Source organism: Thermanaerothrix daxensis, assembly GCF_001306145.1.
Taxonomy (GTDB): domain Bacteria; phylum Chloroflexota; class Anaerolineae; order Anaerolineales; family Anaerolineaceae; genus Thermanaerothrix; species Thermanaerothrix daxensis.
This window is the reverse complement of record NZ_LGKO01000006.1, coordinates 273901-281235: the sequence shown is the minus strand read 5'-3', so window position 1 is coordinate 281235 and position 7335 is coordinate 273901. Positions and strand designations below refer to the sequence as shown.

General features: G+C 48.5%; 7 protein-coding genes. 4 read left to right on the top strand and 3 right to left on the bottom strand.

Going from position 1 to position 7335, the window contains the following annotated elements; genetic code table 11:
• Positions 1-209 precede the first annotated feature (209 nt).
• The 4 genes from SE15_RS13915 to SE15_RS13900 are packed head-to-tail and all read left to right on the top strand — an operon-like array spanning position 210 to position 3565.
• On the top strand, positions 210-779 hold the full coding sequence (locus SE15_RS13915) for a glucose-6-phosphate isomerase family protein (RefSeq protein ID WP_054522725.1): 570 nt from the start codon (positions 210-212) through the stop codon (positions 777-779).
• Between the two features lie 47 nt (positions 780-826).
• Entirely contained in the window at positions 827-1819 is a 993-nt protein-coding gene (locus SE15_RS13910; protein WP_054522724.1) for an ROK family protein, read from the top strand.
• Positions 1820-1847: 28 nt separating this feature from the next.
• Positions 1848-2789 (top strand): sugar-binding transcriptional regulator, encoded by a 942-nt coding sequence (locus tag SE15_RS13905; RefSeq protein WP_054522723.1) that lies wholly within the window; start codon positions 1848-1850, stop codon positions 2787-2789.
• Between the two features lie 20 nt (positions 2790-2809).
• Entirely contained in the window at positions 2810-3565 is a 756-nt protein-coding gene (locus tag SE15_RS13900) for an SDR family oxidoreductase (protein WP_054522722.1), read from the top strand.
• A 72-nt stretch (positions 3566-3637) separates the two neighbouring features.
• Here SE15_RS13900 and SE15_RS13895 read toward each other — a convergent pair whose 3' ends face one another.
• Genes SE15_RS13895 through SE15_RS13885 form a run of 3 tightly spaced genes read right to left on the bottom strand, consistent with a single transcriptional unit; the run spans position 3638 to position 7284 of the window.
• Complete coding sequence (locus SE15_RS13895) at positions 3638-4669, bottom strand: ABC transporter permease (protein WP_054522721.1); 1032 nt, start codon at positions 4667-4669, stop codon at positions 3638-3640.
• Positions 4635-6179 carry a sugar ABC transporter ATP-binding protein gene (locus tag SE15_RS13890; protein ID WP_054522720.1) on the bottom strand — a complete coding sequence of 515 codons (1545 nt, stop codon included), beginning with the start codon at positions 6177-6179 and terminating at the stop codon, positions 4635-4637. The genes SE15_RS13895 and SE15_RS13890 overlap by 35 nt, the downstream gene beginning before the upstream one ends.
• A 28-nt stretch (positions 6180-6207) precedes the next feature.
• Entirely contained in the window at positions 6208-7284 is a 1077-nt protein-coding gene (locus SE15_RS13885) for an ABC transporter permease (RefSeq protein WP_054522719.1), read from the bottom strand.
• Positions 7285-7335 lie beyond the last annotated feature (51 nt).

Below are 7335 nucleotides of genomic sequence, written 5' to 3'. Positions count from 1 at the left end.
GGGATGCCACCTCGGCAGCGCTGGCCTGGCGCCTCTCCCTGGGTGACCCCTGGCCGGAAGCGCTCAGGTGGGCCGCTGCCACCGGCGCCGCTACCGTGCTGACCGAAGGTACCGCCGATTGTCACTTCACAGATGTGCAAAACCTTTACCCCCTGGTCCAGATTCGTGAACTTTTGTAGCCCATGTGTTTTTCTAATTGGAGAAGAACAATGTTAACAGAAATTGACTTTCCTATCACTCTTACTCTTGATCCGGAAAATGGCATTTTGGATCCTTGCCCTCAGATTACCCCCCGTTATTTGAGCGATCTCAAAATGATGTTCAAAGATCAGCAGGTAGTGGATGAGATCCTAAAAGAAGAAAATCGGCTAATCTATGAAATTCGTTACTATCCTTTTCGCACGTCCAAATCTGACATGGCCCTAGCGGTTACGCGCATTTTTCCCGGCAGCATCGGTGGTGAATACCACATGACCAAAGGTCACAAACATGAACGCGACGATCAACCCGAGGTATACTATTGCGTAAAGGGTGAGGGTTTCCTCCTTTTAGATACCCTGGAAGGAGAATTTCAGGCCATTCCCTGGCGGGCTGGGACAATCACGCACATCCCCCCCATGTGGGCTCACCGGGTGATCAACACCGGCACCGATTTGCTGGTCTTTATCGGCGTCTTTCATCTAAGCGCTGGTCATGATTATGAAATTGTGGCTCAAAAAGGCTTTTCTTACCGAGTCTATGCAGTGGATGGCAAACCGGCTCTTATCAGGCAGACCTGATGAATGAAGGACCATAAGTTACAGAGACGAAGTTCAGGGAGAAATCCATGACCGTGAGGCCCGCTTATTGTATTGCGATAGATATTGGGGGGACCAAGATGGCGCTAGGGGTGTTTAACAGCGAAGGCCAATTGCAAGGCGATACCCAAATCATCCCGGTCTCCTTTGACGAACATAAAGTAGCCGATGCTCACCAAATGATTTTCGCAATTGCCCCTTATGTAGAAGAAGCGCGTCAACGATATTCTCCACTTATTGGAATTGGACTAAGTATTTGTGGCAACATCAACAAAGAGACAGGAGAGGCTGTCTTAATTCCCAACCTCCATTGGCGACATTTACCCTTTGGTAGCATGGTTAGAAATGCCTTTCAACTTCCAGTCTTTGCCGGAACAGATGTCCGAGCGGCAGCCCTGGCAGAACGTTTATGGGGAGTAGCACGAGAATCGCAATTTTTTGCCTGGTGTACAGTGGGCACAGGTTATGGCGGCTATCTCTTCCTGAATGGTAAGCTCTATGACGGCTACCATGGATTTGCCGGGCCTTTTGGGCACATAACGTGGGACGAAGAGGGTTATCCTTGTGGCTGTGGCCGCCGTGGATGTTTTGAAACCTTTGTCGCCGGACCAGCCATTGCACGTGCTGGTCAGGCCGCAGTTGACGCCGGTCATAGCCCTCTAATGGCAGAGCTAAGCCAGAGTGGAAGAGTTACAACTCAAACCGTGATTCAGGCTTACCAGCAGAATGATCCTGCGGCAGTGTCTATAATCGAGCAAGTGGCTCGCCTAATCGCCATCAATCTATCCGGATTAATTAATACCCTTGACCTGGAAATGATTGTAATGGGAGGTGGCGTGATTCAGGCTTGCCCGCAGCTGATAGAACGTATTAAGCATCACATCAGTAGGTACCTGATGTCTGATGAAGCGCGACGTGACTTGCGTCTGGAGCGAGAAACGTTTACCAATTCCGCACTCTACGGTGCAGCAGCCGATGTATTCCTTCGTAGTGGAGTGATCAAAGAAGCACTAGGGGCGTAAACAGAACCATCTTATGGAGAACAGAAAGGTGTTAGAACATCCTGAGTTGATGGCAACATTGGTTGAAGTGGCTCAGCTTTATTACGAAGAAAATCTTTCGCAACAAGAGATAGCCGATCGCCTTGGCGTTTCTCGTTCTCTAATCGCGCTTTACTTAAAGAAGGCTCGCGAACAAGGAATTGTTCAAATAAGTATCCGTGACCCTCAGAATGTATTTCAACACCTTGCTCTACAACTCCAGGAACGCTATCGTCTACGCTATGCCGAGGTTGTCTCAAGCGCTCATATTTCCACGGTTCTCACTCGACGAGCATTGGGTAATGCAGTCGCACAATATCTAGATCGTGTCCTTCAGGATGGAGACGTTTTAGGACTGGATTGGGGGCGAACGATAATGGAAGTGGTGAATCTTCTTGCGCCGAGTCGCCCTCGCCACATAGAAGTTGTACCGCTTCTTGGAGAAAGCAGTTCAACCGGCAGTTATACCCAACTCAACCAAATCGTTCTGCAGGCTGCTCGGAGTTTCAATGCAACCCCTTATTTCCTTCTAGTTCCCTTGCTCGTAGGAACAAAATCCTTGCGCGATGCACTGATGGCAGATATTACCACTCAGGAAGTTATCTCCCGATGGAACCACCTAACGTACGCGTGTGTGGGGATTGGACCGATTCCACTTATTGAGGGACAGGTGGTTTACATTGGGCAAGAAAATCTCTCAGAACTAATTCGTCAAAAAGCAGTTGGGAATATCTGTGCTCATTATTTCGACCAAAACGGACAAATATTATCGCAGGAATTCAAAGATCGGTTAATAGGCATCAGTGTTGAGCAAATGCGAAATATCAAAAATGTAATAGCCGCTGCTGGTGGTGTAGAAAAACACCAAGCCGTTGCTGCGGCTTTACGAACCGGCTTGATCACCCATCTTTTTGTGGACCAAGCCCTCGCTCAACTGCTGCTGGAGACTTGATAGATAAGTAAGGAGGTCATATGGATTTAGCCAATCGGGTGGCCATCATTACAGGTGCAAGTGGTGGAATCGGTGAATGTATTGCCATGGAATTAGCCAGAGCAGGTGTTCGCACTATGTTGGTTGGGCGATCGGTTCAAAAGCTGGAAAAAGTTGCCAATAAGATTCGAGAACAGGCGGGTGAAACGGCTTGGTATTCGGCCGATATTCGAGAAGCATCGGCCGTAAACCAAATGGTCGAAGCGACATTAACCCGCTTTGGTCGTATTGATATTCTTGTTAACGCTGCTTTTTGGGGCCCTCCTGCCAGCCTCGAGGACACCACAGAGGAATTTTGGGATCAGACCTTAGATACAACCCTAAAAGCACCCTTCCTATGCGCGAGGGCGGTGGTCCCACACTTTAAAAAGCAGGGGGAGGGGCGAATTGTGAACATAGGCTCTCTGGCAGGGAAAGTGGGTGAAGACAACCGAACCGCTTATTGCGCAGCCAAATGGGGGTTAGAGGGATTAACTGCAGCCCTATCTGAGGAACTCCGCCGCTATAACATTCATGTGCATCTCATTTCGCCCGCGGCGACAAATACCCCTTGGTGGCGCGAAGTTCCTGTCACTTTAACTCCCCAGGTCATCGAAAGAATGATACCACCAGAGGTCGTGGCCCAAGCAGTGCGGTGGGTTTTGAGTCTTCCTGACCAGGTACATGTCCCTGATCTACCCATTTACAACTTCCGAAATCCCTTTGAAGGAAAACTCTCGCCTTTTGAGGGTATGTGATCCTAATGAAACGGCGGGTATGTGACACCCGCCGTTTCATTAGGTGAGGGAACACATGTCACCTTGCCCTGACTAAGAACGTACCACCGGACTTTTCGCCCGTCCGGCCAACATATCCACACGAATTCGAGACTTCTGGACCTCTAACAGCAACGCAACCAAAATGATCAGCCCACGTACTCCCGTAATCCAGAAGGGATCTACTTCCATCATATTAAGCCCAGTGTCTACTACAGAGAGCAACAACACACCTGAGAAAGCCCCCATAATGCTCCCCGAGCCCCCCGAGAGAGCCACCCCACCTATGACCGCAGATGCTACAGTTTCCAGGGTCATGCCCTGCCCCAATGTCGGCACTGATACCTCCAAACGCCCGAGGAGCATCCAAGCGGCTAAAGCAGCCATAAAACCCCCGATCATATAAGCCTGGGTTACCGTCTTTTCAGGATTAAAGCCGGAGGCACGTGCCGCATCTCGATTAGCACCTACAGCATAGAGCTCACGACCAAACCGGGCATAACGTACAAAGAACTCAAAGACGAGAAACAGAATAAGGGTGAAAATGACCGAGACCGGAATGGCACCAATCCTACCACCCCCTAACCAATTAAAATCCTTAGGGGTACCCGGCATGATAGCCCCCAGGCTAATCACATAAGCGATTCCGCGCAGAAACAGCTGCATTGCAAGAGTAACGATAAAATTATTCATCCGCAGGCGAGTTATCAGAATACCATTGATCCAGCCTATGAACGTTCCTAAAACAAGCATTAGGGGGATCACAATATACGGTGATAGCTCCCATCCAATACCCCCCGCTTGCGCAAGTGTCATCTCGCGATAGGGTAACATTAACCAGGCCGCCAGGACAGTTAACAGGGAAACAATTCCCTCAGCAGAGAGATCAAAATTACCGCTCAAGAGGCAAATTGTCTGCCCAATGGTTAAGACCCCCAACACACTGGCATGAAGCAACACATTAATTAGTGTAGTTCCACTTAAGAATTTTCCACCAATCCTGATCGTAAAGAATATTACGACCAGGATCAGTATGAGCCAAATCATTCGATCAAGAATAAACTGCAGCCACTTGCCTTTGGTCATGAGCATTGCCTCCTTCAATTGCCAGCAATATGTTTTCAGGGGTAGTTTGAGGCTCACCGGATCGGAATTCAGCGCTGATACGCCCTTTATACATAACCAAGATGCGATCGCATACCCCCAGCAACTCGCGTACTTCCGAAGAGATGATCAAAACCCCAATCCCTTGCGAAGCCAATTCGTCTACAATTCGGTAAATATCCAGCTTAGCACGCACATCAATACCTTGCGTGGGCTCATGCAGGATAAGCACCGAGGGACGAGTCGCGGCTAGTTTCGCAAAAATTACCTTCTGCTGATTTCCACCACTTAACAGACCGACACGCTGTTCTGGCGAGGTACAAACAATTTCCAAAGCCTCGATATACTTTTGCACCACTTCATTCTCTTTGCGAAAACTGACAAAACGCAATGCATTCAGAAGTTGGTGAAGAATCGTATAGGTGATATTTTCGCGTACCGGGCGAATACCTACCAGGCCAAAACGATAACGATCCTGGGGTAAATAGGCCAACCCCTTATCCAGCGCCTCACGCGGACTTTTCGCAGTAAAAGGTTTCCCCTTCAACCAAACCTCACCAACACCGCGTCGCTCAAGCCCAAACAAGGCACGCCCTAATGCTGCTGCACCACTTCCCGCAAGACCTGAGAGACCTACTACTTCCCCTTTACGCACCGTAAAAGACACATCCTCATAATGCCCTCGTCGCGTGAGACCTCTCACTTCAAGAACGACTTCATCCTGGCACGTGGATTGGCGTTCATAGTCACGGATCTCCTCACCCACCATAAGGCGAATCAAATGCGGAATGTCCAGATCCTTAACCTCATAAGTACCCACCTGCTGACCATTTCGCAACACCGTCACGCGATCACAAATTTCAAACACTTCCTCAAGATGATGGGAAATGTAAATAAAGGCCACCCCCATATTCTTAAGGGAACGGATAAACCCGAATAAGCGCTCAATGTCCGCACGGGCTAATGCTGCAGTAGGTTCATCCAGGATGATCAGGCGTGCATTACTGAAAAGGGCCTTGGCAATAGCCAGCATCGTCTGCTCCACAACACCCAGACCCTCAACTCGTTGACGTACGTCTAATTCAAGTCCCAAGCGATGTAAACGCTCCTCAGCATCCTTGAAGGCCGCCTCCCAATCCACCAACCCAAAACGGTTCACTGGCAAATTACCTGCCAAGATATTTTCAGCCACCGTGAGGCTATCCATCATTCGCACCTGCTGAGGCACATAGGCAATCCCTGCTTCAAGGGCCTCACGTGGCGTTACATTAGTAATCAGCCGTCCATTGATTATTAACTCACCACTATCCAAGGAATGTAAACCCATTAGAATGGCCATTAAAGTAGATTTTCCAGCCCCATTTTTTCCAACTAAACCGTGAATTTCCCCCTCGAGGACGGTCAAATCCACATTATTCAGAGCCTGAACCCCCGGAAAGGCCTTTGAAATTCCCTTCATTTCTAGGATGACATTAGAGGATAAAGTTTCCATAGGCTCTACCCTGTCCATTAATTAAGAATCACTCCACCTGGAGAAGTGGATCTTTCAATCCAATCGTAGAAGCAGCCAACACCTTTCGTAACGCCATCCTACGGAGATAGCGAACCTTAAGGGCATCAATGAACATCGCAAAGAGTAGTAGAGCCCCTCGGCTGACTTCAATCCAGAAAGGCGAGACCTTAGCAATATTCAGACCAGTATCAAGAATGCCCCATAATAACACTCCCCCAAAGGCACCGATCAGGTTGCCGCGTCCGCCAAACAGGCTAATACCACCAATCACAGCCGCTGCCTGAACAGGGAAAATCAACCCTGCTCCCGTTCGAGGCGTAGCGCTATCCATGCGTCCTGCGTCTAATAAACCAGCTAATGCGGCACATAAACCACTGATAATGTATACGATTGTAACAATTCGTTTGGAGTCAATCCCGGCCGCCTCAGCAGCCTGACGATTTGATCCGACCGCGTACATATCCCGCCCAAAGCGCGTGTATTTCGTCACAATGTGAGCAACAATAAAAGCTACAATGACAAAGAACATAGAAACAGGTACCGCCAAGAATTTGCCATCGCCGGAAGGAATGCGAAACAAAGCCCCTCCCCCTAACCAATCGAATTCAGGAGGGAGAAAATTAACGCTTTTTCCGGGAGAAATTGCGTAAGTAGCACCTCTCAGGATCATCAGCATGGCTACTGTCATGATGAAATTGTTCATCCCAAATCGGGTAATGAAAATGCCATTAAATGCCCCGATTGCTCCTCCCACCAAAAGCATTATTAGAATCCCTAAAAAGGGGTTGATTTCTAGTCCAAGTCCGCCATTTTTTTGACTAGCCAGCAAGAGTGCTGCCACCATGGCGGTAAAGCCCATCGTGGACTCAGATGAGAGGTCAAAATTGGCAGTGATAAGCGTAAAGGATTGGCCGATTACCAGCAATGCCAGTGGAGCAACGCGCGAAAGAATGTTAACCAGGTTAAAAGGGGTAAAAAAGTTTTTAGAGATTAAAGAGAATACCAAAAGAGCAACGACCACGAAAACCCAAATTAAGTTGTCAACGATAAATAAGAAGATATCATATAACTTATCTTTTTTCATTGACCGAACCTCTTAACAATCGCTAGAAAATAGGGCGCCGGTTTACTCCTT